The sequence below is a fragment of the Leptonema illini DSM 21528 genome, from assembly GCF_000243335.1.
GTDB classification, from domain to species: Bacteria; Spirochaetota; Leptospiria; order Leptospirales; family Leptonemataceae; genus Leptonema; species Leptonema illini.
Genome location: NZ_JH597773.1, coordinates 4,257,343 through 4,283,262, shown reverse-complemented (window position 1 = coordinate 4,283,262; position 25,920 = coordinate 4,257,343). Strand labels below are relative to the sequence as shown.

Below are 25,920 nucleotides of genomic sequence, written 5' to 3'. Positions count from 1 at the left end.
TCCTTTTTCCGCAGTCGATTCCGTGAAATTCGTCGATACGGTGGAAATCGGAGTGCGGGCCGGGCATGGCGGGCCCGGCTCAGCGCACTTCCACCGCGAAAAATACGTCGAAAAAGGCGGGCCCGACGGCGGTGACGGCGGCCGCGGCGCCGACGTGGTGCTGCAGGCCGATCCCTCCCTTTCCACACTCGACCGCTTTCTCTCCCATAAATTCTTCGCCGCGCCTAACGGCGAGCCCGGTCGCTCCCTGCGCCGCTTCGGACAGGACGCCGACCCTCTCGTTATCAGACTTCCCGTCGGCACCGTCGTCGAAGACGCCGACACAGGCGAATTCCTCTGCGAGCTCATCCATCCCGAAGACAGCGTCGTCATCGCCGAAGGCGGCAAAGGCGGCCTGGGTAACGTTCACTTCGCCACATCGGTCAATCAGGCGCCGACCTACGCCCAGCCCGGTATCGCCGGAACGGAGCGTCGACTTCGGCTAACGCTCAAGCTCATCGCCGACGCCGGTCTGATCGGCCTGCCAAACGCCGGCAAGTCGACTTTGCTTTCGGTCGTTTCGAATAACAATCCTGCGATCGGGGATTATCCGTTTACGACGCTGAACCCGAACCTCGGCGTCTTGATACGCGGCGAGCGACGCCTGATCCTCGCCGACATTCCCGGCATCATCGAAGGGGCGAGCAAAGGAGCCGGCCTCGGCCTTTCCTTTCTCAAACATATCGAGCGAGTGAACGTCATCATCTTCGTTCTCGATATAGGCTCGCTTGATCCGACGGCTGAGTTTCGCATGCTGCGTATGGAGTTAAGCAAGTACTCCGAGGCGCTTGTACACAGGCCGTATCTCGTTCTTTTTAACAAGGCCGATCAGGTCGAATACGACGCCGACTTCGAGAAAAACGTCGAAGAGCTCTTTCGCGAAAAAGGCAGGGATCTTGATCCTCCGCTTAAAGAGGATGCCGATATCCTTTTCATCTCGGCGAAAGAAGAGAAGAACCTCGATCGCTTTCTTGAAACGCTCTTTTCTCTATTCAAAGAAGAAACGCATGCCGAACGGCTGATCCGCAAGCGATAATGGACCGCAAAGAACTACAGAAGGCGTTAACAGAATCGAAGCGAGTCGTGCTGAAGATCGGCTCGGGATTGATCGCCACGGCGAACGAGGCAAACGAGCCGAATGGACTGGATCGCAGCATGATCGAGAAGCTGCGCGACGAGGTGCTCTTTCTGCGCGAACGCGGCATCGAGGTTATCCTTGTTTCAAGCGGCGCCGTCGCCATGGGACGCTCCGTGCTGCGCAAAACGCTCGCCGGTTATCATCCGCAGTCGAATCCCGGGCTTTCGCGCAAGCAGGCCCTGGCCGCCGTCGGCCAGGCACGTCTGATCTCGTTATACGGCGAGATCTTCGCCGAGAAGGGCCTGGCCGTTTCGCAGATCCTCATCACGGCGCGGGACTTTCGCGATCGCAACGCCTATCTGAACATCGGCCACACGATTCAGGAGCTACTGCGTCTCGGCGTCGTTCCCATCATCAACGAGAACGATACCGTTTCTACCGAAGAGCTGCGCTTCGGTGATAACGATCTCTTAAGCGCCGCCTGCGCCGCACTGCTGCGTTCCGATCTTCTTGTTCTTCTGACTTCTGTTAACGGCTTTCTGATTAACGAGCAGCGCGTGCCCGTGCTGACGTCGATCACCGCCGACGTATTAGAGGCGGCCGGCGGTCCAAGCGGCCCCGGATCGGGCGGCATGCGCACGAAGATCCGCGCCGGACAGCTCGGTCTGCGCACGGGGTTTCGCGTCGCCATACTACCGGGTCGCGACCGGGCGCCGGTGCAGTCCCTTTTTACCGGAGAAGACATCGGCACCATTATAGGCTCCACCGAGCCCTCTCACATGAATGCGCGCAAGATGTGGCTTCTTTTCGCAAGAACGAGGGGTGCGGTCATCATCGACGACGGAGCGGTAAACGCCCTGCGTCATCGCGGATCCTCGCTTCTTGGAGCCGGCATCAAGGAGCTTCGCGGCGCCTTCGCACAATCCGACGTCGTCGAGATCGTCGATGCAGCCGGCCAGAGCATCGGTCGCGGCATTGTGCGCGCCGGCTCTCGTGAGATCCAGGCATCGATCGATGCGAAGAAGCCACTGTCATACGAGGTGATCCATCGCAACGATCTGATCATCGAGACTGAGATCGGGTGAAGGGGCACAAAGAGTAACAAAATGCATCCGCATCAATGCGGATGATCCTCGATGCTTCGAGAGCGCTCGACTTCAGCTCCACATGATCCACTCCGCCCTTCCACCATGCAGCAACCAGTTTACAGCGCTTTCATGAGCCATCCCAGTACGGAAAAGTCATAGTAGAAGATAACAAAATCCGTCAGGAAATGGATGATGATACCCGGCCACAGACTGCGCGTTGCCAGGAAGAGTCCGGCCATGGACATACCCCAGAAAAAAGTTTCCACTAAGGCTATTTGCCCGTTCTCCCAATGCACACAGGCGAATAAAACGGAAGACGACAGCACATAAAAGAAGGACGAAATCCAGCTGTTGTCTGCAAGAAGTCGGGGAAGAGCTCGAAAGACGATCTCTTCAACAACACCAGCTGTAGCTGCGAGATAGATGGCACCGATGACTCGCCACGTTCCATCAGCCGGAATCTGCGAAGGATAGCGGAAGCCTTGATCCAGCCAGTTGTCCGAAATCATGATCTGAGCGACAAAGCCGATGACGCCGTAGAAGACAAACGACAACGGGAAGAGTAAGAGAGTAACGCCCATGAACGGAAGCAAGCCGCGATAGATGGGTGATGGAAGCGTCAGTCCAAGATCAGCCAGGGTCAGGCCACGTCGATAAAGGACGAGAAACCAGACAGTCGGCCAGGCAATCCACGTAAAAAACTCAGCAGTCCAGTAAAGGACAGCGCTTTGTGCCAACACCGGATTATAGAATCCATTCGCAAGCGAGGGTACAGAGAGAGCAAAGATAGCAAGAGCCACGAACGAACGCCTCTCGTCTTCGGCATTTCTCGTTTCGCCGTAAGGATGTCGCAAGGAATGACGCATCATGGGCTCAAATACAGTTAGAATGACCTTCAGATAACGCTTCGAACCCTCTCTTGATCTTTGCGCCCATCACGCTGAGCCCCCTTTCCGCCTCTCGCAGATGAGTAACGACAACTCTCTTAAAGAACGAACTCCGGGAAAAATGTAATGAACGGTCGACGCCAGCCCGAGTTGCTTGCGGAACAGTATCATGCTTGTAATCGATAGTGCAAGGAAGAAAGCACCTATGATCGCAGCGGCCGGTGCTTTCAGGAGGAATGCTGCAACCACTGCAACGCCCGATGCAACCGATACAATAGAAAATGCCGATTGAATCACGCGCACCTGAACCGGCTGAAGCCTCCTGTGAGATACTCTGACCGGCGGCGGTAACACACCAGGGAAAGGAATGTTAATAGCATCGACAAACGACCAATCGCGTCCCTTTGCAAGGAAGCCAAGCGACGTTCTACCTGTTGCGATCCTCTGTGGGGATCGTGAGTTAATTGAATGCAAAAGAAATCGCAGAATAGTGCCGCGTTCGCATTCCCGTCCTACGAACTTCCATTCAGGAATGTGCACAGGCTGAGAGTGCTCAGCAATCAGGTCGGCAAGGGCTCCTAAGGTGGAGTCCTTTGAACGCCATAGATTACCGAACTCCGTTTCAGGGATCGATGCAGAGTAGGCCTTTCTGAAATGATCCAGCTGAACGCGCGCATCGAGAATCAGGTCCATACCTTCGATCCAATCCCTGAGCAGTAGATCCTCCCGCGGCTCCAGACCGGGATCGACTGCCGGGTCGACGACTCGAGCGATTTCGTGACTGCAGGCGAAGACCTTCAGGATGTGCTCTTTCGTGTAAACGATGATCATTCTTTTCAGCAGCCCTCTCACGAATTTCTTCTGCGTATGGGTGTGGGGTTTCGTCCATACGATAGCTCTTCGCTCCAATCAGTCAAACGGATTTTCCACCCCATGCATTCATTGTGCATGTCCGATTGATTAAAACGACTTTCTCTTGACACTTTTCGGTATATACTGCTATATATACTCATGGAAAAAGCAAAGCTTTTCAAGAACGGAAGCAGTCAGGCCGTTCGATTGCCGAAGGAATTCCGATTCACAGGCAGCGAGGTCTACATCCGCAAAATAGGAGATATGGTCGTTCTCATACCCCGGAAGAGCGCCTGGGCGGACTGGCTCTCCAACCTTTCGGATTTCAGCGACGACTTCATGATAGAGCGCAATCAGCCCGAAGCACAGGAAAGAGATCCTCTGTGAAATATCTGCTCGATACGAACATCTGCATTTACGTTATCCGGAATAGACCGGAACACGTGGCAAAAAGACTGAAAACCGTCTCAGTCAGGCATAGCGTCGGCCTTTCCTCTATTACTGCTGCAGAGCTGGAATACGGGGTCCACAAAAGCACGACTCCTCAAAAGAACGCCATTGCCCTCATGAAATTCCTTTTGCCCTTCGAGGTGATTCCGTTCAGCGAAGAGGCGGCTCCTTTCTATGGTAAGATCCGCGCCGATCTGGAAGTCCGCGGCAAACCGATCGGCGCAAACGATATGCTCATAGCGGCTACAGCCCTTGCCGGCGGCTTTACTCTCGTAACCAATAATGAAAACGAGTTCAATCGAATACCGGGATTGAGAATTGAGAACTGGGTTAGAAGGGGATAGGTCAGGCTACTAATCATCGACCATGCGCATAGGCCTGGATCTTCTCGAAATGCTTCGCCTTGTTCAGCAGCTCTTCTTCCAGATCATAGTCATTCTGTAAACCCAACCAGAACTGCGGGCTCATTCCAAAGAAACGCCCCAGACGAATCGCCGTATCCGCCGATATCCCTCGTCGCTTCTTTAGAATCTCACTGATACGCGTCTGCGGGATTCCGGTCTCCTTCGCCAGCCGATAGGCGGTCATTTCAAGAGGAACGAGAAACTCCTCATAAAGAACTTCACCTGGATGTACATTGTTCAGACGCTTCATTTCAATAATGCTCCTATCTTACTGTCAGTGATAGTCGACTATCTCCACCCGAGCAGCATGCCCATTCGACCATCCAAAGCAAATGCGCCACTGCTGATTGATCCGAATACTGAACTGGCCCTTTCGCCTTCCTTTCAGCATCTCAAGATGATTCCACGGTAGATTCTTCAAGTCCTCAGGCGTGGCTGCATTGTTGAACCTTCTGAGCTTTCTGAATCCCCACCGCCCACCAAGTGTAGCAAGGAAGAGAATAAAGGCTGAATACCATAATGACCGACTATCAGATTCTCTGCAAAGTCTTCAACAGATGAATCACAGTGAGCGAAAAACACTAAAGTCCATCTATCGGATATGCTGAGTGACCGACTCGCGAAACTTTTTTTTCATCTCTTCTTTCGAACTATTCGAGTAATACCTTTCAATGGTCGCGGCAGCCTGAGCAGGCAACAGCGGCAGAACTGGCGCAGGCCTTACTAATTGAAACGAGTATCCAGATCTATAGGTTGACCGAAAAGAGATGATCAGTCCAATTCGAAACCTTTCCAACCAGAAATTCATTCCATTTTGTTCAAGTTTCCAGAAGAGTGAATCAAAGTCCTTTCCCGTGTATGTACTATCGTAGAAGCAAAGATACGAAGCATTAAAATACCTCAGAAAACTCGCAGCTTGCATAGCATCCTGTATTGTGGGCCAAGTGTTCTTTACCTCAAAAACAGTGAGCTGTGCGTTCGGAACTGTGACAGAGAAATGTCCCGCTGGCAGAGAGGCAGCAATAATATCTGGGTTTTCCCAAATGCCAGTATAGGAATGGTTGTTTCCTATGTTCTCAGCAATAGATTATGTCCCGAATTTAGTTAGAGTTTGAAAAGGCGGAACCCTGGCCCAAAGTGGGCCGAACACCACATTCCCTTACGGAGGGTTCCAGATGAAGAAGAACGAACGGGCAGAAACCAGTCAAACACAAAGCCTTACGGCCGAAGGTTTTCGGGATTATATTCGAACCAGCCTCGATGCTCGAGTGCGCGAATTTGCACTCGGTTACGTAGGAGCTTTGATTCTCGAAGAAATCGAAACGTTATGCGGCAAGACAGGGGAGCATAAGAGAGGCCGTGGTCTTGCCCATCGAGGCGGCAGCCAGCGTGGTTCCATTGTGCTCGATGGTGAAAGGGTGGCCATCCAGAGGCCCAGAGCTCGAAGCAATGGCAAGGAAGTGAAGCTGGAGCGATATGAGATCCTTCAGGATCGCTCTGATCTTCGCGAGCATGTTGAGCGCCTGATGCTGGCAGGCATCAGCACCCGGAACTATGAAAAGACGCTGAGAAAGACAGAAGCCTCTCTCGGCCTTTCGCGGAGTGCGGTTTCGCGGGAGTTTGTGAAGTCCAGCCGTGAGTCGCTCAATCATTTGAATTCACGCAGGTTTCCTGATCAGACATTCTGGTGTATTGTTCTTGATGGCATCGTATTCGGCGGCTCTGTCGTAATCGTTGCTCTCGGGGTCGATACGGCCGGAAACAAGCATTTTCTGGGCATTTCTGAGGGGTCTACAGAGAATGCTGATAGCGCACTCAGTGTCCTTCAATCAATCGAGAGCCGTGATATCCGCTTCACAGATCGTGTGCTTGTCGTCATGGATGGATCAAAGGCTCTTGAAAAAGCGGCCAGAGAGTTCTTCGGTAGCAGAGCTGAAATTCAACTCTGCTACTTGCATAAACAGAGAAATGTCCTTGCAAAACTCCCACGGAAGTATCATGCAGAATTCTGCAAGAGATACAAGCAGGCATTCAGCGCGAACAGTTACGAAGATGTCGCAAGCGAGATGCGGTCCGTGCTATCATGGCTCGAATCCATCAGCTACAGTGCCTCCCAGAGCCTTCAGGAGGGCTTAGAGACGCTGTTAACGCTGCATCGCATCAATATGCCGCCGAAGTTGAGAACATCCTTCTACACAACCAATCTGATCGATTCGGCATTTTCGAATCCCAGGTCTCAGCTTAACCGGGTTAAACGGTCAAGGCCGCAGACAGACCAGGTGCTCCGATGGGTCGGTAGTCTCCTGCTATCACAGGAGGAACAATTCCGTAAGGTGCGGTCATACACTCATATCCATGAGTTCTTAAACACCTTCCTGGATAAAAAGATTGACGAGCGGATCTCGGCATAGGATGCATTCAGTGGGTCCCGCCTCAAAGTCTAACTATCACTGGGACATAGTCCTCATCATCTGGGGCCGGGGTATAATCCTCGACACTCTCGTCGGGCAAATTGGCATTGAAGTAGGCTTGAAGTGCGCTAATGTTCGATTCTCTAAGTGTCCTCTGCGCTCCCTGTCTTGGGTTGAATTGAATCCCACCGCCAGGGCCTACTTTGCGACTGGCCTTGCCAATTTCGCGTAAACCGGAGACGATTGTATCTTCATAAAGAGAGTAATCCTCGCCCATTATTGCTTCAATTTGTTGGTTGGTCAGACGATCGCTATTATTAATCATCTCATTGAATACGGTTTTTGCATAGTTCATTAACTTGTTAACATCCATAGGCACCTCTGTTTCTCTCCTATTCCGAGCAATCTACTGGTTCTTCTCAATACTCCTGATACTGTCTTTTCAAGTCTTACTCCCATCCCCCGCCTCTCAATACGGCCCACCGCTCGCATCGTCTGTTCGTCTCGGGCTCGACTCAATGGTCGCCACAACGGTCACCGGGCGCTCAAATGGCTGCCCTGCTCTGGCCTGCAGCATCTTATTCCATTCATCCTGCTGGATGGCGCTTGTGATGATAAAGAGCAGATGCGCCGTAAATATCGATACGACGTCAAGAGCCAGAACAAGGACGGTGGAATCGGGCAGGTCGATGCCGTTCGCCTGACGGATGCGCTGCAGCTCTCGTGAGATGCCGTAATCGACGTAGGCACCCCAGAGGCCGGCGGTGAATATGGCGATGATAAAATCCACAAAGAACGGCAGCCCTGTCGGCGTCCGCCCCGTAATCGAGTAGAGATCTCGATAAAAGCAGTAATACCAGTAAACCAGATACAGGCCGCACGTCACCAGGGTGAGAAGCAGGACCATTACGGGGGATCGTTCTTCGTAGCGCATATCATTTGAGACGTCGAAACGTCGCCACTGGCAATCCTTTTTTTTCCCGCAGTCAGCACCCAGGGACTATTAGGCTTCTCTTTAGAAATTCAATTCCTGCCTTTACTGGATTTCCTCCGTGCCCTCTTCTCCGTGCCCCCTGCCTCCGTGGTTAACCCTCGCTTCAACGCTTCAGGAACCGCAATTCAGATTCGCCGACGATGACCTCGCTCGGTCGGTAACGAGCGAAGAGGCCGTTTTCAAGAACGCCCGGAATGGTATTGATCTCTTTCTCAAGCAGATCGGCGTCAAAAGGCGGAAAGGCGACATCGAAGACAAGATTGCCGTTATCCGTCACGACGGGGCCGTCTTTCTTAACGGCCATACGCAAAGCACAGTCGCCGCCGAGCTTCACAAGCTCTCGCTGAACAAGCTTCAACGACACGGGCAGGAACTCGACCGGCACGCGAAACGCTCCGAGCTGCGAGACGAGCTTCGACGGATCGACGATGCACAGGAACTCCGATGAAAGCGCATGCACGATCTTCTCTCGGGTATGCGCCGCTCCTCCGCCTTTGATCAGGCGAAGCTGCGGGTCAACCTCGTCGGCTCCGTCGATCGAGATATCGAGACGGTCAAACGATTCGACGGGCAGCGGACGAATTCCGGCCTGCAACGCAAGGTTCTGCGAAGAGAACGATGTAACACAGCATTCGATCTTCAGGCCTTCGTCGCGCACGCGGCGGCCGAGTTCGGCTATAGCAAAGGCCGTCGTCGAACCGGTGCCCAGCCCGACCGTCATCCCCGACTGCACGCGTCGGGCCGCCTCTTCGCCCGCTCTGCGCTTTCCGTCGGCGTTTGCGTTTACGTCTTTCATAAAACCTCGTTACTTGCGTTAAAGATAGATGGAATCAAGTTCAGGCGTTATCCGAATTCGAGATACGCGAGCGAAGCTCTTCATGATAGAGCTCGATCAGCCGCTCCGCCGCCTCAAACGGATTGATCGCACCCGATTCGACATGCCCTGCGATCTCTTCGCGTCGTGCGGCGACGGTGCGCTCGAAATCCTGCTTCAGATGCTCGTCGATGGCCTGCTGCATCCAGAAAAGTGCCTGGCGGCGACGGCGATCAGCAAAGAATCCTTTTTCGGTCATCTGCTCTGTATAACCCTCAAGCAGAGAGGCCAGCTCGACAAGGCCTTCGCCCGTCATGGCCGAGGTCAGTCGCACCGGCACGGTCCATCCGTCTTCACGGGCAGGAAAGAGATGCAGGGCTCGATTCAGATCTGCAGCGGCGATCTTCGCCCGCGGGATGTTGTCCCCGTCGGCCTTTGTGATCACGATGCCGTCGGCCATCTCCATGATGCCGCGTTTCATGCCCTGCAGCTCATCGCCCGCCCCTGGAAGCGAGAGCAGCATGAAAAAATCTACCATTGAATGAACGATGACCTCGCTCTGACCGACGCCTACGGTTTCGATAAGTATGCGATCGAAGCCGGCCGCCTCGACAAGTAGAATCGTCTCCCGTGTATGCCGGGCGACGCCGCCAAGCGTAGCGCCTGATGCCGTCGGCCTGATATAGGCGTTGCGCTCACGCGAAAGCAGCTCCATACGCGTCTTATCGCCGAGAATGCTACCATGCGAACGTTCGCTGCTTGGATCGACGGCGAGGACGGCTAACTTATGGCCGCCTTCGACGAGGTGCAGTCCGAACGATTCGATAAAGGTCGATTTGCCGACGCCCGGAACGCCCGTAATACCGATGCGCAGCGAGCGACCGGCCTCGGGCATCACTGCCTCGAGAACCTGCGCCGCCGTCTCGCGGTCTTCGGGGCGTTCGCTTTCGATCAGCGTGATCGCCTGACTGAGTAGCACTCGATCGCCGCGACGCACGCCGTCGATCAGAGCGGCGGCGTCGGGGCGGCGTCGAATCTTCACACGCGAACGAAACGTAAGATCGGGATTCAGAGCAGGAGGAGCATCGACGCCGTCCATTACGTGCAGCGCCGATTCGTCGGTCTTTTCCTGATCCAGATCGTCCTTCATACGATCATGCCGAGCGTGATGCCGGATCTTCGCCTAACAGAAGCTTCAGCAGCTGAGCGGCCGCTGAGGCGATAACCGTGCCCGGTCCGAATACGGCGGCCACGCCGGCCTTATAGAGGGCTTCGTAATCCTGATGGGGGATAACGCCCCCTGCAATGACGAGAATGTCGTCGCGACCGAGCCTCTTCAATTCGTCAATGACCTGGGGCACAAGGGTACGATGTCCGCCGGCAAGCGACGATACGCCGAGGATATGCACGTCGTTCTCGATGGCCTGCTTCGCCACCTCTTCAGGGGTCTGAAAAAGCGGGCCGACGTCGACGTCGAAACCGATGTCGGCGAAGCTTGTGGCGACGACCTTCGCTCCGCGGTCATGTCCGTCCTGTCCCATCTTCGCAACAAGGATACGCGGGCGACGGCCTTCGTTCTTAGCGAAACGATCGGCCAGATCCTTCGCTTCTTTAAAGGAGTTGTCGTTCATGATCTCGCTCGAATACACTCCGGAGATCGTCCGGATAACGGCGCGGTAACGTCCGAAGACCTTCTCCATCGCCTCAGAGATCTCGCCCAGCGTCGCGCGCTTGCGAGCGGCCTGAACGGCCAGATCGAGCAGGTTGCCCTGCCCCGTTTCGGCACATTTCGTGATCGCCTGTAGCGCCGCCTCAACGTCGGTCGAATTACGCTCCGCACGGATCTTCTCAAGGCGGCGGATCTGCGCCCCACGTACGGCCGTATTATCGACGGCCAGGATATCGACGGGTTTATCGCGGTCGGCCTTGAATCTGTTAACACCGACGATGACGTCGCGCCCCGAATCGATGCGCGCCTGTTTGCGAGCGGAAGCCTCTTCGATGCGCATCTTCGGCAGGCCCGTTTCGATGGCCTTTGCGATTCCGCCGAGGCCTTCGACCTCTTCGATGAGCTTCCATGCCCGGCGGGCAAGCATGTGGGTTAACGTTTCGACGTAATAGGAGCCGGCCCACGGATCGATGGCCTTTGTGATCCCCGTCTCTTCTTGCAGATAGATCTGTGTATTGCGGGCGATGCGGGCCGAGAAGTCGGTGGGCAGAGCGATGGCCTCGTCAAGGGCGTTTGTATGCAGGGATTGCGTATGACCGAGCGAGGCAGCCAGGGCCTCGACGCAGGTTCGTGTAACGTTATTGAACGGATCCTGCTCCGTAAGCGACCATCCCGACGTCTGGCAGTGCGTTCGCAGGGCCATCGACTTCGCCGACTTCGGCCCGAACGAATTCACAATCTTCGCCCAGAGCAGTCGTCCGGCGCGCATCTTTGCGATTTCCATGAAATGATTCATGCCGATCGCCCAGAAAAACGACAGGCGGGGAGCGAACTCGTCGATGCTCAGCCCGGCCTTCAGACCGGTTCTGATGTATTCCATGCCGTCGGCGAGCGTATAAGCGAGCTCGATATCGGCCGTCGCTCCCGCCTCCTGCATGTGATAGCCCGAGATCGAGATGGAGTTGAACTTCGGCATATTCTTCGATGTGAAGGCGAAGATATCGGCGATGATCTGCATCGAAGGAGCGGGCGGATAAATATACGTATTCCGCACCATGAATTCTTTGAGAATGTCGTTCTGAATCGTTCCGGTTAACTTCTCATGCGGAACGCCCTGTTCTTCGCCCGCTACGATAAAGAAGGCCAGAACCGGAATCACCGCGCCGTTCATCGTCATCGAAACCGATACCGAATCCAGCGGAATCTGATCGAAGAGGATTTTCATATCTTCGACCGAATCGATGGCCACACCGGCCATACCGACGTCGCCGACGACGCGCGGATGATCGGAGTCATAACCGCGGTGCGTCGCCAGGTCGAAGGCTACGGATAACCCTTTCTGCCCGGCGGCCAGGTTGCGACGATAGAAGGCGTTCGATTCTTCAGCCGTCGAAAAGCCGGCGTACTGACGGATCGTCCACGGCTGCAGCGTGTACATGGTCGGGTATGGTCCGCGAAGAAACGGAGCGATACCGGCGGCATAGTGCAGATGCTCCATTCCCGCAAGAGCCCTGCGATCATAAACGGGTTTTACGGGAATGCCCTCAGGCGTCGTCCAGACGTCGTCGGCAAGCAGACGATCGAATTCCTCTTCGCTGATCTGAGCGAAAGGCTCTTTCGTATAGGGGATGTTGGCAAAATTCGGTCTCATGCACAGAACCTCTTCTGATACTCGCTCAGTGTTTCGTACACGTTGCGACGAACGTGGATAAAATCTTCGATTCCGGAGGACTTCAACGCCTCGACTTCGGCGGGATTCCCGGCAAGAATGACCGGAACACCGATCGCCTTCAGCTCGGCCATGATGGCGGTAGCCGCAGGCAGATACTCGGCGTCGGCCGAGCAGAGAACGAAGGCGTCGATCTTCTGCTTTGCAGCGGCCTCTTTTGCGAAGGCCAGACATGCCTCGGGCGTTTCCAGAGATCCCGGATCGTTCACAGCGAAACCGGCACAGCCGAAAAAGTTACCGATAAAGGCGGCACGCGCTCGCTGCATCGATAGATTGCCAAACGGTAGAAGCTGCACAAAGGGACGGTGTCCTTTTTTCGCGAATTCTTCGGTCTGCAGTCGCAGACGCTCGAAGGGCACGGCCCCTCTGAAGATCGGCGCCGACGCATAACGCCCTTGCTTCGCTTCGGGTAACGCCGGAATAGAGGCGTCTTTATACTCGGAATCTCGCAGGATTTCGGTATTGTTCGGGAACTGATTCACGCCGAGCTGAATCTCTTTACGACGAGCCAGGGCATCCAGACGCTGTTCGCCGGCCTGCTTGAGACGGGCCTGGACGCTGCCCTTCTCGAGGGCCTTGCGATATCCGCCTTCGGCTTCGATCTCTAAGAATATCTTCCAGGCGGCCTCTGCAATCTGATCTGTGGCCGCTTCGATATAATACGATCCGCCGGCCGGATCAGATACGCGATCAAGATAGCTTTCATGACGCAGTACAAGCTGCGTATTGATCGCCATGCGTCGGGTAAATTCATCGTCCCGATCGAACGGTGCATCAAGAGGCAGTACAAGCACCGAAGAGGCGCCGCCCAGAACGGCCGACATCGCCTCGGTACAGACGCGCAGCATGTTCGTATAAGGATCATAGAGACTGACGTTGAAAAGCGACGTCACGGCGGACTGAGCAAGCACCGGTCTTTCGTACGACGTCACGCCGAAGCCTTTTGCAACCATAGCCGAAAGCCTTCGCGTCGCCCGGAACTTCGCCATCTCGACGAAATAAAGGGCTCCGACAGGTTGAAAGAGCGTTATACAACTCAGAGCATCGACCGGCGACATACCGGCGTCGACTAAAGCAGAAACAAGATCGGCCGCCGCAGAAAGAGTCAGGCCGAGCTCCAGGGCAGGAGTGGCGCCGGCATTATGAAAGAGATCGGCCCTTACGGCGCCGACCGGAATCTTCATCTGCGCGAAAGCGGCCTTTATGGCGCCGTAAATATCGGCTTCGTTCAGAGCAAAGTCGCCGCCGATCAGGACGTCCGAGAAGGGGTCGATGAGAATCGATGAATTCGTATTTTTAACAGATCCACTTTTCAATGCGCCGACTAACGCGACAAGGTCGGCGGTCGAACCGACGCACTGCACGGGAAGCTCGCTCTGTGCAAGAGCGGCGGCCGCGTCGTTACGTCCTCTGCCGTAAGGGACGGCCGGGAACGTTCCGCCGACGAATAGCGTCACGCCATCCGCTCCGCGACGCTGCGCCTCGCTCAGACGATCGGCAAGACTGCCGTCCCCTTGCAGCGGATACTGCGCCGACCACGTCTGACCGCCGCGCTGCGTCGACCTCGTGAACGGGTAAACGCCAGGAAAGTCGCCGATAAAAGGCAACTCGGCCAGATCCTCTTCAAGTAAAAAAGGGGGGAGTGAGATGCCGTCCGGAAGAGCCCAGTTCAGAGAAAGGCCGGCCTTTCCCTGTTTTTCAAGTGTGCGGGCGATTTCCTGCTCCCACGCTGAGCGTGAAGAAGAAGGAAATTCTTCAAAAAGTTTAAGATCGGAGGGCGGAAAGAGATCGCTTGCCGACTGTGCCATGAAGAACACAATTCGGTGACGGGCCTGGTTTTCCAGCAGAAATGTAAGAACGGGGTCCGGTCTTTTTAGCCGCACAGCGACTGAACCGGAGCACGGTCGATATGCGTTTGCACTTTTCGCTTGACTGAAGACAGATTAACCACGGAGACACGGAGAGAGCGCAGAGCCTGTATCACATTGCAGCGGCTTTCTGACGCTTGCGCTGCACCTGTTTGCGGTAGAAATCCACCTGCTTCTCGAGCTCGGGCAGATCATAGCACTTCAGCGTGCCCTGATCAAGACGCAGCCAGCGATGTTTGTTGATCAGGCTGGCCACATACTGCTGATCGTTCTGCGGATCGAATCCGACCATTTTCAGAAGATCTTCGGCGCCGAAGTTGAAGTCATGCGTCGTCTTCGCCTTGATGGGCGTCTTGTTCTTCTCGACCTGGATCAGAAGCATGTCATAGAGACGGCCGACCGGATCATCGATCGTCAGGTTCGCAAGCTGGCGATAGGCCGTCCAGATGCGCTCTGAAAGCAGTGTGATCAGTTTGACCGCGACATTGGGATTGCTTTTTACGAGGCCTTCGAAGTTGGCCTTGTTGATGGCCATCATGCGCGTATCTTCGGCGACGATGGCCGAGGCGCTGCGCGGCTTGTTATCGAGGATGGCCATCTCGCCGAAGATGTCGCCCGTTGCAAGAACGGCCAGCATGACCTCCTGCCCGTTCACGAGCTTGGTGATCATGACGCTGCCACCCTGAATAATATAGAGCTCATAACCGGGCTCGTTCTCGCAGAAGACGATCTTATCTTTAGGATAAACCCGGTTCATGTTTTTATCGGCCACCGGAGGCGCCTGCAGAGGACGATTCATCTTCTGCAAATACATCTTCGATTGGCTGACATGCTCCCCTTTGGGGCAGTATTGCAGATAGCGCTGGAAGGCGTAGGCCGCATGATCGAGACGGTTTTTTTTGAACCAGGATTCACCCAGCTCAAAGAGATGGCTCGGATCTTCATCAAGCGCGTTTCGAAACGACAGCCGCGTGATGGCCGTATCGAAGGCTCGCAGCTTCATCGAAAACGATCGGATGATCTTCATGGCCAGAGGGGCGCTCTTCTGAATCAAAAGGCCGAACTGGTCGTTCTTTACTTTGATCGCCGAAACGGGAGTGAGGGCCTGGGCAACCTCGATAGGCTTATGCCCCGACATGGCCGATTCGACGCCGAAGAAATCGCCGGGGCCGAGCACAGTAGGTTTATCATCACCGTAGACCGGAGTGCTCTTATAGGTTCGCACCTGCCCGCTCTGGATGATGTAAAACTCCTTGAGCTCCTCCTGGCCTTCGATGATGATATAGGCCTGCGGATTGAATTTTACAATCTGTAATGACATGCGCCGAACCCGGGTCTCCCCGTAAGGAGATCCGTCCTGATTATCGGCCACACCTTGACGGAATTTCACCGTCGGGTCAGCGAAAAGAACGGAGCTCGAAGTTAATTTTCAATATCAAGACCTTCGCCCAACCTGTCAAGTGATGATTCATCATTCTTCGGGGCTTTGCCCGGGGTGGTCTCGTTATCGGTTCGCGGGGCGGGCTGCTTTTCACCTTCAGATTCTGTCGGCTCGGGCTCGGCCTGCATCTCTGCAAGTCGGCGGCCTGCCAGCTCGGCCTCAGCAGAGGCTGGAAAGGCTGCCAGCAGCAGTTCATACGTGGCAATGCTCTGCGGCCACTGTCCGAGGCGGTACTCGAGATCGGCCAGACGTGCAAGCAGCGGCTGCGCCGAAGCCTGGGGCGCTCCGTTAAAGGTCTTCAGGTACTTGCGAAGCTCGGCGAGGGCGCGGTCGGGCTGTGAAAGCCGTTCATAGATATCGGCGATATGGCCGACGACGATGGCCGTCTGCGGATGCGCCGGGTAAAGAAGGCGAAAATCCTGAAAGCGACGCAGGGCGGAGGAATAATTCCGACGATCCTTCAGCTCAAGGGCGAGCGCAAAATCGGCCCTCGCCTGCGCCTGAAAGAGCTGCTCGCCCGATTGATTTCTCAATCCGACGCTGGAAAGGACCGGGAAGGTCTTCTCTTCTTTTTTCGTCGGCCTTACGGGCTGCGCCGGCTGCTCGGACGTTTCGGGCATCTCTGCAGGCTGAGCCTGCAGAGAGAGCGTCAGGACAAAAAGTAAGAAAAGAACGGCAGAGCGTTTCATGGCATACCTGCGTAGATGAACGCAAATCTCAAACGGCTTCTGAGCGGGTGCTTTCGACAAAGCCTTCAAACCAGGCCTGATCCTCTTCAGAGAGCTCGGCCTTATCGAGGTTCATCTCTTCAAAATACTGAAGCAGGATGCCAAGATGCTCGGCCTGCTGTTCGTTCTCGCTGCGCAGCTCTGCGTCAAGTCCCGAGACGACGAGCGCCTCTTCGCGAACGGCCTGTCGGAACTCCGCCGATTTGCCGCGAAAGATCATAAGGGATGAGATGAGATCAAAGTGAACGGTGTCGCAGATGCGCTCGAACTCTTCGTCGGTGTGATCGAAGTATTGCGAGGCGATCTCGGTCTGGAAGTAGTCGCCCCAGGAGATGATTTCAGGTCGTGCCCCGTATTTTGCCTCAAGAGCTGCCGCCTCGCGCTCGGCCACTCGGGGACCGGGAGCAATGCGATCGACCATTTCTCGAAGCTCCAGTAAAGAGACGATTTTACGAGCGGACAGCTGACCGCGAAGAACCATGCCACGAAGCTGAGTATGTAAGCCTTTGATCTCTACCATATTCGATGGATCGACCAAATGCGACAGAATCGGGAGTATTTTTCTGCCAGATTTTGAACACAAAGAAAAGCTTTTTCGGCAACCAGCGAGAAGGCCCCGGGTATCAGAAACGAATGAGAGTCCACGGATTCCGCAACGCTGTCGTGATGCCCACAGGTAATCGGGGCCACACAGGACCTGCGCCTGCTTCTTAAAGCGAGGAGCTGTAGCCGAAGCCCACGCCCGATTCATCGACAGGCGTATAGCGACCATCGGCCTCTTCATAGACCCAGGTGCGCCGGAACGTATATTTGATGTACATACCGCCGAAAAAGCGCAGTCCGGCCTCGGCGGCCATCAGGGCGTTCTCGTTTACGATAAAGGCCTCTTTCATCTTATCGAATTCTTTCTTCTTGTAGTATCCGTTTGCAAAGATGCCGCCCATATCGGGAATATAGAGGCCGACCATCACGGCCGAGTTATTCGGACCGTCATAGTCCTGGTATTCCGCTTCAAGAGTTACGTATTCAACGAACTCCAGGGTCGAATTGACAAAGTACCCCTTCGTGATTACGCCATCGTCGGGCAACGACTTCAGATAGGCCAGCTTCGGCGTCGTGCTGCTTGTCGCTCCTGACGGAAGATACGTCGTGCGTTCGACTGCATAGTAGGAGTCGAAGTAGGTCGGCAGATAGTTGGACGTCGCCTCACGGTATTCCGGTCGTACAAACCACCGCAAGAGCGAGCTGAACTGCATCTCGAAGATCAGGCCCATATGCGTGCCTTCGGCATTATCGAGTCCTTTGATGCGGTTGCGGTCGATATAGGCCGTCAGATCAAGCCAGGTAAACGGAGAAAGACGCAACTCCGTATCGACCCCCTCGATAGTGAGATTTTCCGTTTCAATCGAACGAGGCAGCAGCGTATAAGGATCAACGACAAGGTTCTCAGAACCGTCCACTTCAAGCTCAAGCGGAGCATCGGAGTCCATCACGCGCGTCGCCCCGATCGCCCAGCGACTCCAGAAGCCCTGATCGAGTTTACTTGATTTCTTTGTATCGCTACGATCGGGCGGTTTTTCCAGAGTCGGATCAAGCTTGCTCGGTGGAAGATCTTCTTTCAGCACCGGCTCAATCTTCGTTTCGCCCGTCACCGGATCTTTCACCTCGACGAATTCGATCTTGCTGTCTTCGAGATCTTCGCGCAGTGGACGATAGAGATGCTCACGCAGAGCGCCGCCCTGTCCCTGATCGGGCACGCGCTCCTGAAACAGATATTCTCTGCGCGCACGCCTGTTCTCGGCCACAGAGCGGGCCACATCGCGGCTGTTGAAATCACGCGCAACAAAGGCATTCCATCCGGTAACAAAGATACCGACGGGGCGGATGTATCCCCGTCCACCGCGCACCTCGCGCGTCCAGACGTCCGATAGAAATACCTCGACCCCGCCCCAGTTGTTGTTGATGTCGGCCATCAGGCCAGGGCGAAACAAGGTCGGATCATAGCTGCTTACGTAACGATGTATGATGGTACGATGACCGATATAGCCGTCCGTCATCTCACCATAGAAAAAAGACCAGTTAAAGAGATCGTCGGGATTATAGTAAAGATGCGTGCCCTTGCGCACGTACTTCACCAGCTTCATGTAGTCAGAATTCTCATTGTACATGCCGGGGCGGAGCGAAGGGACTTTTTCACCAGATTGCGGGTCACGATCATAAACGAGCACTTCAAGAGGCACCTGAAGGCCGATGCGAAAACCAAAAAGCGGGAGCTCAAAGGTAGGAGTGATCGTCACGTAATAGTCGCCATCGACGTCTTTGACGCCTGTGTCGACGCCATAGCCCGTCCCCTCCATGTTCTGACCGGCTCCCTGTCCGGGCGGCTTGTAGATCTCGGCCTGAAGCGGTACGGAAAAGAGCAGAAGCGCCAGAAGCCCCCCGGAAACGGAGGCCGCTCTGATCGCAAAGAGCACCCGCTTGAGAGTGCCGCTCGCTCTTTTTCCAATATTAAACATCTCAGCCCGTATTATCGGCACCAGGCTGCCCTGCGTGCAGTACTCTGACGATGGATCGCGGGAAAAGATCGGCATCAATTTCCTCCCTGCCCGGCAAGCAGTTCTTCGATGAGCATGCGCGCCGAAAGCGGGCTGTCCCGTAGCACGAAAAACTCGTCGAGCTTGCTCATCTGAAAGATGCGTTCCACGCCGCCCTGCACATTAGAGAGAACAAGCAGACCACCCCGACTTTTCAGCCAGTTGAAGATCTGAATCAGGGCTCCAATACCCGATGAGTCGACATAAGACAGATCTGTCATGTCAAAGACGGCAAAACGATAGCCGTTTTCCATGGCCCGCCGAACCGCCCCTTTCAGATCAGGGCATCTGTAGAGGTCCAGCTGCTCCGAAAGGGTCAGCTCAAAAATCTGATCATGGTATCCCGACACCCGGCGCAGATCCCGGCGCCCCATCGATTCGGCCTCTGCCATCAGGCGCTTGCTGAGAAGACCGATATTCTCGTCGAGATTGCGTTCCGTCATGCCCAGTCGTTCGTGCAGTCGGTGCAGCAGCTCGGAGTCCAGATCAAACGATTCTTCGATCTGCTGGCGCTTACGTCGGATGAGTTCACGAGCCGAGGCAAGGTCTTTCTCGGCGGAAAGGCGGGATGCTTCGAGCAGCACGCGGCCCGCTGAGGCGATGATGGCTTCGAGGCGCACCTCGGGGTCGAATTCTTCGGTCGGAGTTCCGACCTGTGCGGAGGCCACGGCCGAAAGCCGCTCCATCTTCGCCCCCTGACGCACGTTATAGAACGAGCACTCCGCCGTCACAAGGGGCTGTTCGGGCAAAATGGAGCGGCCATCGATCTCGATGACGAGCACGAGATTCATCAGATCATCAGAACGAACATCGCCGGGCCGCAGAATCAGTTCGCTGCCATGCTGTTCATGGGGGATCTCATTCAGAAGCTCTTTTACCGTCACCCCCGGAGCAAAATGCAGTCGGATCTCAAGGCCCTGTCCGTACAGGGCTGCGATCTCGCCGAACTCCTGAAAAAAGACAGAGCTGGCCTGTTCGGGCCCCTCGATAAAGTAGAAATTGCCGCCGCCTTCGCTGGCAATCTCGCGCAGCGTCAGCTCCGAGAAGTCACGCCCGAATCCCATCGCCGTCGTGCTGATATTGCGCTGCAAATGATCGCGGGCGATGCGTCGCAGCTCGGCCGGATTGACTATGCCGGCATTGGCCATACCGTCGGTCAGCAGTATGACCCGGCGCACGGCCGTTTTCTCTGCGGACGGCTCTTCTTCTATCATACGCAGTGCCTGTAGCCAGCCACCGCTCAGATTCGTCGAAGAGCCCGCTCGAATGGACTCGATGCGCTGCGTTACCGAAAACTTGTCGGTGAGCGGCAGGAGCGGCTGGATCACCTCGACGTTCGTATCATAAGCGACGACGGCCAATGAATCGTTGCGTGTAAGCCAGTTGACGAGAGCATTCGCCGCTTCAATCACCGAGGCCAGTTTTTCGCCATGCATCGATTTGCTGCGATCGATGGCCAGCGCCACGCGCAGAGGGGTGTGCGGACCCGCTTCATCGACCGGCGGCGAGACCAGCCTTACCAGCAGATGCTGAAGAGCGGGTTCCTGATCCGAAACCTGCCTCTGTTCGAGGTGAAGACTGAATTTCATGAACCTCTACGGCGTAACAGGGGAGTCATTCAGGTCAAGCCCCTTGTCATCGCTCCGGAGACATCAAGGCGGGCTCAGACGCCTTCGGAGCAGGCTCCCCACGCCGTTCCGGACGCACGCCTTTTTCGGGAAAGATTACGTCGTCGTCTTCGCCCTTCATCGGCAGAGGCGATATTTCAGGAGAAGGCTCATCACCCCGCGGCGGAGTCGACTCAGGCTCATACACCGACAGCGGAGCGACCTCCTCTTTGCTGAGTTCGTTCAGATCGGGTAGCGTCACATCGGCCGGATCACGCTTCATGCGATCTCTGTACACCTTCTCTTTGATATTCGACAGGTACATGTCGTCGCCCGTTTGCGGAGCGGAATCGCTTCCAGCACGAAAAGACCAGATGACAACGAAGATGACCAGGACGCCCCAGACGGCCAGCACCCCGAGGCGCACCATCTTCTGCACGTTAGGAGGGATGGCATGCAGCATCCGATCAATCATTTTAAAAAGGGCGTCCACCTTTCTATAATCTGCGTTCTAAAGGCAATCCTCAACATAATTTTTCTCGGCGGCGCTCTCTCAATTAGCACCCTCCCTGAGATAATGAGATTGAGTCTTAACTCTGTAGAGCCTCGCGGATCTCTGCCCGGCTCTGCATACGCAAAAGGGCCCTCAGCATCCTCTGCTGCGGATCGATGCTCATGAGCCGCTGACGCACGGTTTCGTAGGCCCCGAGAGGCACGCTGAAGTTCGTCACGCCTAACTCAAGAAAAAGCGGCAAAAACTCCACTCTCGCCCCCATCATACCGCAGATCGAGACCTCACGTTTTATGCGTCGCATCCCGTGAAAGAGCAGTCGATAAAAGGCCGGCTCATAGAGATCGTCGGGCGCCGGTTGAGAGCGGCTCTTGCCGATGACGTATCGCAAGAGGTCATTCGTACCGAGGCTGAAGAAATCCACGGAATGCTGCATGCGCTCCATAGAAAAAAGAGCGGAGGGGATCTCGACCATCATGCCCGCGCGGAACGGGCCTTCATAGCCGGAGCGCTCCTGCTCTGCCTGAAGAGCAGAGAGAACAAACTGCCAGTCTTCGGGCGTGCGCATCATCGGAGCCATGATGCGCAGCTCCGCACCGGAGCCATGCTCGATAGCAGCCTGAAACAGAGATCTGATCTGCGCATGAAAGATCTCGGGCTCGGCGCGGTAATAGTCCGCTCCGCGCAGCCCGCGATTGCCTGGCTTCGTGAAAAAATGGGCCGAGAACTTGTCTTCGTCCACATCAAGCAGCCGGAACGTCACCGAGCCGTCCTGTCCGGCCGCTCGCATCACCTCGCCATAGGCGGCCACCGAACGCTTCTCGTCAAAAAGCAACGAAGTGTCGCGAAGATAGAGAAACTCGGTACGGAACAATCCAACCGAAACTCTGTGATGCAGGCCATGCTCGCGAATCGTTTCGGCATCATCGGCGTTAAGCGAAAGGCGCACGACCCGACCATCGGCCAGAGTTATACTGTTGTCCTCTCGAACACCGGTCGGAGCAGATGCGCCGATAACGTCAGACATACGCTCTCGCGCCTCGTATACGGCCCCTGTTTCACCGTGGATCTCAATCCAGTTGCCGTCGCTGATCCGTTCAAACTCGGCGGCCGGTCCCGTTCGCACAAGGATGGGAATACCCTGATTGGCGGCCAGAAGCGCCAGATGCCCCGATGGGCCTCCGTCGCGAAGAATGATGGCGGCCGGCTTCGGCATTTTCAGGTACATGGCCGGCGCAAGGTCAAAGGCGACGACGACGGGGCGATCGCCGGCCGTGCGCACCCGTTCAAGGCAGGTCTCTTCGTAAGAGACGCCAAGCAGAATGTCAAGGACCGTCCGCCCGGCGTCTTCAAAGTCCACCCAGCGCTGCCTGTAGAAGTCGTTGGCCGATTCGGTAAAGCGCTTCTTGAGAACCTCAAGGGCTCTGAAAAGCGCCGTCGGAGCGTTATACCCCGCCGCCAGCTGGATCTCGATCTCGTCGGCAAGCTGTGGATCACGCAGAAAGACCTGCTGCAAATGCAGCATCTCACGGATGGGCTCGGGCTGTCCTTCTTCGAAACGGCGCAGATGATCGAGGGCCTGCTCGATGCCCTTTTCAAGGAGCTGGCGCTCCTGATCGACGGACAGGCTTTCTCGTTCGGGGAGGAAGCGATGAACGGGAGGCAGTACGACCGCAGGCCCGGACGCATCGCCGGATGAGGCGGCGATGCCATGCAGATAAAAAACCCTGCGCTCCGCCTTCTGCATCTTCCCATTTTCCGGGCGGCGTTGAAAAATCAACGCTTCTTCTTCACCCGGCGCAGCACAAGATAGGTCGTATCGTCGGCCTGCCGGCGAAAGATGGAGTGTCGACGCCAGTCAAAGATCAGGTGACGCAGCAGACTTCGCGTCGATTGTCGTGCGTATTTTTTAAAGACGCGCTTCATTCGATCGATTCCGTAGGCGCGCCCCTGTAGATCTTCGCCTTCGTAGGCACCATCGGTATAGAGCAGGATGGCATCGCCGGGGTTCAGGTCTGACCGGCTGCCCCGATACTGGAAGTCGTCAAAGATACCGATGGGAATATTTCGAGTGTCAAGTTCCTCCACCTCGTTTTCGCGGTAGGCATACCGCAGAAGGGGCGGGCTGCCGGCAGCCGAATACTCCACCGTACCGGAAAGCAGATCAAGGATGATAAATACAAACGTCGAATAACGATCGACCTCGAAGAAGGCCCGGCTGATAATGTTGACCTTCTTCATTACCGAGGAAGGGACGACGCTGCTCATATCGACGCCGCTGTTTAAAAGATTGGCCAGATGGATCGTAAGAAGTGCGGCCTCAATACCTTTGCCGGCCACATCGCAGAGTGTTACCGCAACCCGACTGTTCGAGAGGGGGAAGATACCGAAAAAATCGCCGCTTGTGCGGTACTTCGGGATGGTGCGGCCCGTAATCTCGTAGTCCTTGAAACGAAAGACCTCTTTGCTGTTCATGCCGAGGTCCCGCGTGATGAAGCGGTACAGCGCTCGTTCACTGAGCAGTTTCTTTTTTACGAGAAAGGCTCCCAGCGGATCGGTCGATTTCCGGACCATCTCCTGGATCTCACCTTTTCTCTCGAAGGGAAGGAGTTCGTGCTCGAACAGGACGTCGAGTACCTGTAAATCATCCATGCTAAACAGCAGACGATATACAGAGGCTGCCCGCCGCAAGAAAAATTGCCTGACACCCTTTTTTTACTGTACAGGAAGTCTGCACGGATGACGCTGCTGCAAGCCCATGCTCGACGATTTCCGAAAACCCGAGGATGTGCTCCAGAAATATCGGACCATCCTCAAAGAAACCGATCCCATTCTGCCGCTGGGCCGCGTGGTCGAGGTGAACGGCATTTCCATTCTCAGCTTCGGCCCGCCCGACACCAGTATCGGCCAGCTCTGTCGCATCGAGCCCGACGGCTCCCGCCCGGTGCTCTGCGAGGTGACGGGCTTTCGCAATAATCAGCTCATTCTCATGCCCTTCGGTTCGACGGAGGGTATTTATCCTTCGGCCGTCGTACACAATACGGGCCGGCGCATGTCCATCTATACGTCCATGGATCTGATGGGCCGTATGCTGAACGGAATGGGGCAGCCAATGGACGGGAAGCCGCCCATCCTGCACGGGGAGTTACGATCGGCCGACGCCAATCCGCCTGATCCGATCAGTCGAAAGCCCATCGATTCGGTGCTTGTTACGGGCGTGAAGGCCATTGACGGGCTGCTCACCGTCGGGCGCGGGCAACGTCTGGGCATCTTCGCCGGAACGGGCGTCGGTAAGTCGACGACGCTGGGCATGATCGCCCGTTATACACGGGCCGATGCCAACGTAATCTGTCTGGTCGGCGAGCGCGGCCGTGAGGTACGCGAGTTCATCGAGCGAGATCTCGGTCCTGAAGGCCTGAAACGCTCCGTCCTTGTAGTCGCCACCTCGGACCGTTCGGCCATCGAAAAGGTCTACGCCGCTCTTTTTGCAACGACGATCGCCGAGTACCTGCGCGATCAGGGCATGCACGTCAACCTGCTTATGGACTCGGTGACGCGTTATTGTATGGCGCTTCGCGAGATCGGCATTGCTTCGGGCGATCAGCTCGGACCAGGCGGTTATCCTCCTGCCGTCTGGTATAAACTGAGCCGGCTTGTCGAACGTTCGGGCGTCTCTCCAAAAGGAACGATCACCGGTTTTTACAGCGTACTCGTCGAGGCCGATGATATGAACGACCCGGTTGCCGACGCTACGCGAGGTATCCTTGACGGTCATATTATTCTTTCGCGCGGGCTCGCACGTAAGAATCATTATCCATCAATTGAGGTTCCCGACTCTATTTCAAGGGTTATGGATCAGGTCGTTTCGGCCGATCACAAAGATAAGGCCGATCAGCTGAAGACGTGGATCTCGGCGTACAGAGAAAACGAAGAGATCGTTTCGCTTGGAGCCTATGCGCGAGGATCCAATCCCGACCTGGATCAGTATCTGGCACGACAGGCGCAGATCCAGGCGTTCTTAAGGCAGCCCATCGGCCAGGGCTTCACCTTCGAACAGACTCTGGATCAGCTCTCGCAGGTGACGTTCACCCCTGAGGAAGAATACTGATGAAGCGCTTTCGTTTTCCACTCGAAGGGCTATTAAAAGTCCGGGATCTCAAGCAGAAGCAGGTGATGGCCGAGATGGCCGATATCACGGAGCGCGTGAACAATCAGCGAAGTATCGTCGAACGATCCGAGCAGGAATACCGCGACGAGATGGAGCGCTTCGCCCGATCGCAGGGTGAAGCGTTCTCGATCGACATGTATCGCACCTTTGACCGGTATATCGATCGACTCGAAGGCGAGAAGGCCCGGGCTCACGATCGACTTGAAGAGATGAGGCCCGAACTCGAACGGATGCAGGCGAAGCTACTGGAGGCTCGAAGGGAAAAGCGAGTCGTAGAGCTACTTCGCGAAAGACATCTGAATCGTTATAACGAAGAAGTGCGACGCGAAGAGCGTCGCGAATTACAGGAACTGAATCAGTTGCGCAAAGAGGTATCAAGTGTTTCAGAAGATACGTCAGTTGTTTTCGACGACGGAGACGGAAGCGAAGAGCGAACGGAAGATCTACGCACAAGAGACGCCCGTCGTCGGGCCGAATACCTTGAACAGGCCGGACTCACAGAGGAACAGGCACGAAGATCCGTGGGACTCTGACGAGCTGTACGCTCTGATCCCGCAACCCGAGCTGGAGCGAAAGCTGTATCCGGAG

25 protein-coding genes are annotated in these 25,920 nt (G+C 55.6%); 7 read left to right on the top strand and 18 right to left on the bottom strand.

What is annotated here, in order from left to right:
• Window positions 1–22 precede the first annotated feature (22 nt).
• Window positions 23–1,075: a GTPase ObgE gene (gene obgE / locus LEPIL_RS20200; RefSeq protein WP_002775534.1), complete on the top strand. Its 1,053-nt coding sequence runs from the start codon at window positions 23–25 to the stop codon at window positions 1,073–1,075.
• Window positions 1,075–2,202, top strand: coding sequence for a glutamate 5-kinase (proB, locus tag LEPIL_RS20195; protein WP_002775532.1), 1,128 nt, complete (start codon window positions 1,075–1,077; stop codon window positions 2,200–2,202). Before obgE ends, proB begins: the two co-directional genes overlap by 1 nt.
• A gap of 119 nt (window positions 2,203–2,321) precedes the next feature.
• Here proB and LEPIL_RS20190 read toward each other — a convergent pair whose 3' ends face one another.
• Window positions 2,322–3,074 (bottom strand): CPBP family intramembrane glutamic endopeptidase, encoded by a 753-nt coding sequence (locus LEPIL_RS20190; protein WP_040919178.1) that lies wholly within the window; start codon window positions 3,072–3,074, stop codon window positions 2,322–2,324.
• Window positions 3,075–3,140: 66 nt separating this feature from the next.
• Entirely contained in the window at window positions 3,141–3,923 is a 783-nt protein-coding gene (locus LEPIL_RS20185; protein ID WP_002775528.1) for a hypothetical protein, read from the bottom strand.
• 180 nt (window positions 3,924–4,103) lie between these two features.
• Between LEPIL_RS20185 and vapB the strand changes: the two genes are divergently transcribed.
• Both vapB and vapC read left to right on the top strand, forming a co-directional pair.
• The gene (gene vapB / locus LEPIL_RS20180) at window positions 4,104–4,331 is read left to right on the top strand and encodes a type II toxin-antitoxin system antitoxin VapB (RefSeq protein ID WP_002775526.1); all 228 of its coding nucleotides are present in this window, start codon (window positions 4,104–4,106) and stop codon (window positions 4,329–4,331) included.
• Entirely contained in the window at window positions 4,328–4,738 is a 411-nt protein-coding gene (gene vapC, locus LEPIL_RS20175) for a type II toxin-antitoxin system tRNA(fMet)-specific endonuclease VapC (RefSeq protein ID WP_002775525.1), read from the top strand. Before vapB ends, vapC begins: the two co-directional genes overlap by 4 nt.
• A 13-nt stretch (window positions 4,739–4,751) precedes the next feature.
• Here the strand turns inward: vapC and LEPIL_RS20170 are convergent, their stop codons facing one another.
• Both LEPIL_RS20170 and LEPIL_RS23140 read right to left on the bottom strand, forming a co-directional pair.
• Window positions 4,752–5,048, bottom strand: a complete 297-nt coding sequence (locus tag LEPIL_RS20170) for a HigA family addiction module antitoxin (protein ID WP_002775523.1) — start codon at window positions 5,046–5,048, stop codon at window positions 4,752–4,754.
• A 24-nt stretch (window positions 5,049–5,072) separates the two neighbouring features.
• A complete protein-coding gene (locus LEPIL_RS23140; RefSeq protein ID WP_078123229.1) occupies window positions 5,073–5,300 on the bottom strand; it encodes a type II toxin-antitoxin system RelE/ParE family toxin in 228 nt (75 codons plus the stop codon).
• Between the two features lie 673 nt (window positions 5,301–5,973).
• Between LEPIL_RS23140 and LEPIL_RS20160 the strand changes: the two genes are divergently transcribed.
• Window positions 5,974–7,209, top strand: coding sequence for an IS256-like element ISLil1 family transposase (locus LEPIL_RS20160; RefSeq protein WP_002775519.1), 1,236 nt, complete (start codon window positions 5,974–5,976; stop codon window positions 7,207–7,209).
• 22 nt (window positions 7,210–7,231) lie between these two features.
• Here the strand turns inward: LEPIL_RS20160 and LEPIL_RS20155 are convergent, their stop codons facing one another.
• The 14 genes from LEPIL_RS20155 to LEPIL_RS20090 all read right to left on the bottom strand — a co-directional run bounded on the left by LEPIL_RS20155 (window position 7,232) and on the right by LEPIL_RS20090 (window position 23,816).
• Entirely contained in the window at window positions 7,232–7,582 is a 351-nt protein-coding gene (locus LEPIL_RS20155; protein WP_002775517.1) for a hypothetical protein, read from the bottom strand.
• A gap of 96 nt (window positions 7,583–7,678) precedes the next feature.
• On the bottom strand, window positions 7,679–8,143 hold the full coding sequence (locus tag LEPIL_RS20150; protein WP_002775516.1) for a DUF4234 domain-containing protein: 465 nt from the start codon (window positions 8,141–8,143) through the stop codon (window positions 7,679–7,681).
• A 163-nt stretch (window positions 8,144–8,306) separates the two neighbouring features.
• Window positions 8,307–8,999 carry a ribose-5-phosphate isomerase RpiA gene (gene rpiA, locus LEPIL_RS20145; protein WP_002775514.1) on the bottom strand — a complete coding sequence of 231 codons (693 nt, stop codon included), beginning with the start codon at window positions 8,997–8,999 and terminating at the stop codon, window positions 8,307–8,309.
• Between the two features lie 40 nt (window positions 9,000–9,039).
• On the bottom strand, window positions 9,040–10,167 hold the full coding sequence (gene meaB / locus LEPIL_RS20140; RefSeq protein ID WP_002775513.1) for a methylmalonyl Co-A mutase-associated GTPase MeaB: 1,128 nt from the start codon (window positions 10,165–10,167) through the stop codon (window positions 9,040–9,042).
• 4 nt (window positions 10,168–10,171) lie between these two features.
• Window positions 10,172–12,337, bottom strand: coding sequence for a methylmalonyl-CoA mutase (gene scpA / locus LEPIL_RS20135; protein WP_002775512.1), 2,166 nt, complete (start codon window positions 12,335–12,337; stop codon window positions 10,172–10,174).
• Window positions 12,334–14,223 carry a methylmalonyl-CoA mutase family protein gene (locus LEPIL_RS20130; RefSeq protein WP_002775511.1) on the bottom strand — a complete coding sequence of 630 codons (1,890 nt, stop codon included), beginning with the start codon at window positions 14,221–14,223 and terminating at the stop codon, window positions 12,334–12,336. The genes scpA and LEPIL_RS20130 overlap by 4 nt, the downstream gene beginning before the upstream one ends.
• A gap of 172 nt (window positions 14,224–14,395) precedes the next feature.
• The gene (locus LEPIL_RS20125) at window positions 14,396–15,604 is read right to left on the bottom strand and encodes a cyclic nucleotide-binding domain-containing protein (protein ID WP_002775510.1); all 1,209 of its coding nucleotides are present in this window, start codon (window positions 15,602–15,604) and stop codon (window positions 14,396–14,398) included.
• A 101-nt stretch (window positions 15,605–15,705) separates the two neighbouring features.
• Window positions 15,706–16,413, bottom strand: a complete 708-nt coding sequence (locus LEPIL_RS20120) for a tetratricopeptide repeat protein (RefSeq protein ID WP_002775508.1) — start codon at window positions 16,411–16,413, stop codon at window positions 15,706–15,708.
• A 28-nt stretch (window positions 16,414–16,441) separates the two neighbouring features.
• On the bottom strand, window positions 16,442–16,873 hold the full coding sequence (locus tag LEPIL_RS20115) for a hypothetical protein (RefSeq protein WP_211208660.1): 432 nt from the start codon (window positions 16,871–16,873) through the stop codon (window positions 16,442–16,444).
• 289 nt (window positions 16,874–17,162) lie between these two features.
• A complete protein-coding gene (locus LEPIL_RS20110) occupies window positions 17,163–19,043 on the bottom strand; it encodes a hypothetical protein (RefSeq protein ID WP_002775506.1) in 1,881 nt (626 codons plus the stop codon).
• Window positions 19,043–20,635 (bottom strand): anti-sigma factor antagonist, encoded by a 1,593-nt coding sequence (locus LEPIL_RS20105; protein WP_002775505.1) that lies wholly within the window; start codon window positions 20,633–20,635, stop codon window positions 19,043–19,045. The genes LEPIL_RS20110 and LEPIL_RS20105 overlap by 1 nt, the downstream gene beginning before the upstream one ends.
• A gap of 46 nt (window positions 20,636–20,681) precedes the next feature.
• A complete protein-coding gene (locus LEPIL_RS20100) occupies window positions 20,682–21,128 on the bottom strand; it encodes a hypothetical protein (protein ID WP_002775496.1) in 447 nt (148 codons plus the stop codon).
• 115 nt (window positions 21,129–21,243) lie between these two features.
• Window positions 21,244–22,911 carry a putative PEP-binding protein gene (locus LEPIL_RS20095; RefSeq protein ID WP_002775495.1) on the bottom strand — a complete coding sequence of 556 codons (1,668 nt, stop codon included), beginning with the start codon at window positions 22,909–22,911 and terminating at the stop codon, window positions 21,244–21,246.
• Window positions 22,912–22,940: 29 nt separating this feature from the next.
• Window positions 22,941–23,816, bottom strand: a complete 876-nt coding sequence (locus tag LEPIL_RS20090; RefSeq protein ID WP_002775493.1) for a PP2C family protein-serine/threonine phosphatase — start codon at window positions 23,814–23,816, stop codon at window positions 22,941–22,943.
• Window positions 23,817–23,922: 106 nt separating this feature from the next.
• On the opposite strand from LEPIL_RS20090, the gene LEPIL_RS20085 reads away from it, so the two are divergent.
• Both LEPIL_RS20085 and fliJ read left to right on the top strand, forming a co-directional pair.
• Window positions 23,923–25,272: a FliI/YscN family ATPase gene (locus LEPIL_RS20085; protein WP_002775491.1), complete on the top strand. Its 1,350-nt coding sequence runs from the start codon at window positions 23,923–23,925 to the stop codon at window positions 25,270–25,272.
• Window positions 25,272–25,865 carry a flagellar export protein FliJ gene (fliJ, locus tag LEPIL_RS20080; RefSeq protein ID WP_002775489.1) on the top strand — a complete coding sequence of 198 codons (594 nt, stop codon included), beginning with the start codon at window positions 25,272–25,274 and terminating at the stop codon, window positions 25,863–25,865. Before LEPIL_RS20085 ends, fliJ begins: the two co-directional genes overlap by 1 nt.
• The last annotated feature ends 55 nt before the right edge of the window (window positions 25,866–25,920 follow it).

What these genes read in the sequence shown, in the direction of transcription:
- proB (WP_002775532.1), top strand. Translation starts at nt 1,075, where the DNA reads ATGGACCGCAAAGAACTACAGAAGGCGTTAACAGAATCGAAGCGAGTC.
- LEPIL_RS20190 (WP_040919178.1), bottom strand. Translation starts at nt 3,074, where the DNA reads ATGATGCGTCATTCCTTGCGACATCCTTACGGCGAAACGAGAAATGCC.
- LEPIL_RS20185 (WP_002775528.1), bottom strand. Translation starts at nt 3,923, where the DNA reads ATGATCATCGTTTACACGAAAGAGCACATCCTGAAGGTCTTCGCCTGC.
- vapB (WP_002775526.1), top strand. Translation starts at nt 4,104, where the DNA reads ATGGAAAAAGCAAAGCTTTTCAAGAACGGAAGCAGTCAGGCCGTTCGA.
- LEPIL_RS20170 (WP_002775523.1), bottom strand. Translation starts at nt 5,048, where the DNA reads ATGAAGCGTCTGAACAATGTACATCCAGGTGAAGTTCTTTATGAGGAG.
- LEPIL_RS20160 (WP_002775519.1), top strand. Translation starts at nt 5,974, where the DNA reads ATGAAGAAGAACGAACGGGCAGAAACCAGTCAAACACAAAGCCTTACG.
- LEPIL_RS20155 (WP_002775517.1), bottom strand. Translation starts at nt 7,582, where the DNA reads ATGGATGTTAACAAGTTAATGAACTATGCAAAAACCGTATTCAATGAG.
- LEPIL_RS20150 (WP_002775516.1), bottom strand. Translation starts at nt 8,143, where the DNA reads ATGCGCTACGAAGAACGATCCCCCGTAATGGTCCTGCTTCTCACCCTG.
- rpiA (WP_002775514.1), bottom strand. Translation starts at nt 8,999, where the DNA reads ATGAAAGACGTAAACGCAAACGCCGACGGAAAGCGCAGAGCGGGCGAA.
- meaB (WP_002775513.1), bottom strand. Translation starts at nt 10,167, where the DNA reads ATGAAGGACGATCTGGATCAGGAAAAGACCGACGAATCGGCGCTGCAC.
- scpA (WP_002775512.1), bottom strand. Translation starts at nt 12,337, where the DNA reads ATGAGACCGAATTTTGCCAACATCCCCTATACGAAAGAGCCTTTCGCT.
- LEPIL_RS20130 (WP_002775511.1), bottom strand. Translation starts at nt 14,223, where the DNA reads ATGGCACAGTCGGCAAGCGATCTCTTTCCGCCCTCCGATCTTAAACTT.
- LEPIL_RS20125 (WP_002775510.1), bottom strand. Translation starts at nt 15,604, where the DNA reads ATGTCATTACAGATTGTAAAATTCAATCCGCAGGCCTATATCATCATC.
- LEPIL_RS20120 (WP_002775508.1), bottom strand. Translation starts at nt 16,413, where the DNA reads ATGAAACGCTCTGCCGTTCTTTTCTTACTTTTTGTCCTGACGCTCTCT.
- LEPIL_RS20115 (WP_211208660.1), bottom strand. Translation starts at nt 16,873, where the DNA reads ATGGTCGATCGCATTGCTCCCGGTCCCCGAGTGGCCGAGCGCGAGGCG.
- LEPIL_RS20110 (WP_002775506.1), bottom strand. Translation starts at nt 19,043, where the DNA reads ATGCCGATCTTTTCCCGCGATCCATCGTCAGAGTACTGCACGCAGGGC.
- LEPIL_RS20105 (WP_002775505.1), bottom strand. Translation starts at nt 20,635, where the DNA reads ATGAAATTCAGTCTTCACCTCGAACAGAGGCAGGTTTCGGATCAGGAA.
- LEPIL_RS20100 (WP_002775496.1), bottom strand. Translation starts at nt 21,128, where the DNA reads ATGATTGATCGGATGCTGCATGCCATCCCTCCTAACGTGCAGAAGATG.
- LEPIL_RS20095 (WP_002775495.1), bottom strand. Translation starts at nt 22,911, where the DNA reads ATGCAGAAGGCGGAGCGCAGGGTTTTTTATCTGCATGGCATCGCCGCC.
- LEPIL_RS20090 (WP_002775493.1), bottom strand. Translation starts at nt 23,816, where the DNA reads ATGGATGATTTACAGGTACTCGACGTCCTGTTCGAGCACGAACTCCTT.
- LEPIL_RS20085 (WP_002775491.1), top strand. Translation starts at nt 23,923, where the DNA reads ATGCTCGACGATTTCCGAAAACCCGAGGATGTGCTCCAGAAATATCGG.
- fliJ (WP_002775489.1), top strand. Translation starts at nt 25,272, where the DNA reads ATGAAGCGCTTTCGTTTTCCACTCGAAGGGCTATTAAAAGTCCGGGAT.